This window comes from uncultured Roseibium sp. (assembly GCF_947499295.1).
In the GTDB taxonomy this organism is placed as follows: Bacteria; Pseudomonadota; Alphaproteobacteria; order Rhizobiales; family Stappiaceae; genus Roseibium.
The window spans coordinates 1-1,317 of record NZ_CANMNP010000096.1 but is presented as its reverse complement, the minus strand read 5'-3'; the positions used below and the strand labels follow the sequence as shown (position 1 = coordinate 1,317).

Sequence of the window (1,317 nt, the reverse complement as noted above, 5' to 3'; positions counted from 1 at the left end):
GATCACCTGCTCCGCAATTTGAGAGCTGCACAGGCAATCATAGCCTCTAAATCAACATCATTCCGAAGGTGTTACGGAACCGAACTCACCAGCATGGCCGTTCTCAAATGGTGTCAGGAGACTGGCGTCGAATGGCACTACATCCAACCTGGCAAGCCGATGCAGAACGGTTTCGTTGAAAGTTTCATGTATAGACGGCCCCGCGGGCGCAAGTGTTTTGAACATAACCTGCATCGGCGGGTGCGTTCATGTATTCGGCCTGTTCGTGCAGCCCATACATGACTGCTGGCCCTGATGGTGTCCGCGGATCGAGGCCTCATCAACAGGACGCGCTTTGGCGCGCTTAAAACTCTCCGGGCTTTCTCGATCCTCAGCTCTGCCGATTTGTCATCACTTAGTCATTGCACTTGTGCCATCTCTTCGTGTCGCAGTTTGTTCGATTTTCAGGGTTACGCGCTCCGGAACACCTCTCCGGTAGACAGCATCGCCCAAATAGCCCGGGCGAGCTTGTTAGCCACCGCCACGGCAACAACCATAGGCCGACGCCGTTCTAACAAGGCCTGAATCCATGGGCCATCTACACGGGAACGAGCTTTGGATATCGCACCACGGTTCGAGCCACTAAGACCAGCAAATGTCGAAGATACCGATCACCTTGTTTGGTGATACCGCCGAGCCTGTGCTTGCCAACTGACGAGTTTTGGCGTGGCGTCAGGCCGAGCCAGGCTGCGAACTCGCGCCCTGATCTGAAGGCGGACGGATCCGGAATGGTGGCGGCAAACGCAGTCGCGGTTATTGGCCCTATCCCCGGTATGGTCGCAAGCAAGCGGCAGATCATATTTTTCTTGTGAATCTCAACCAACCGGACGTCGATCCCGTCGATCTGCCGGTTCAACGCATCCAGTTGGCCGATGAGGGCATCCAAGGCAAAGCACGCATCATCGGGTAAATTCTCCCGTATCTCGTCCAGCTTCGCGATGAGCACATCTACCCGGTGCCGGCCCTGCGCGACAATGACGCCATACTCAGCCAAGTGTGACCGGAACGCACACGCGGCCATAGTTCGCTGCCGAACCAAAAGGCCCCGGGCTCTATGCAGCATCAGTGGCGTCATTCTTCGCACCACGCCGCACGAAGGGTTTGACATAGCCTGGAGGGATGAGGCGCACATCATGACCAATCTCCGATAGCTGGCGGGCCCAGTTGTGGGCAGTCGCACAAGCCTCAATGCCGATCAGGCAGGGCGGCAAAGCCTTGAAAAACGGTAAAAGCTCCCGGCGCGTTAGCCTTTTACTCTCAATCGCCCTGCCAGTTGCA

General features: G+C 56.6%; 2 pseudogenes. One reads left to right on the top strand and one right to left on the bottom strand.

The features are described from left to right. Window positions 1–75: 75 nt before the first annotated feature. Window positions 76–186: pseudogene (locus tag Q0835_RS29885) on the top strand (integrase core domain-containing protein); the annotation flags it as partial. Between the two features lie 263 nt (window positions 187–449). Here Q0835_RS29885 and Q0835_RS29880 read toward each other — a convergent pair. After that, window positions 450–1,317: pseudogene (locus Q0835_RS29880) on the bottom strand (IS110 family transposase); the annotation flags it as partial.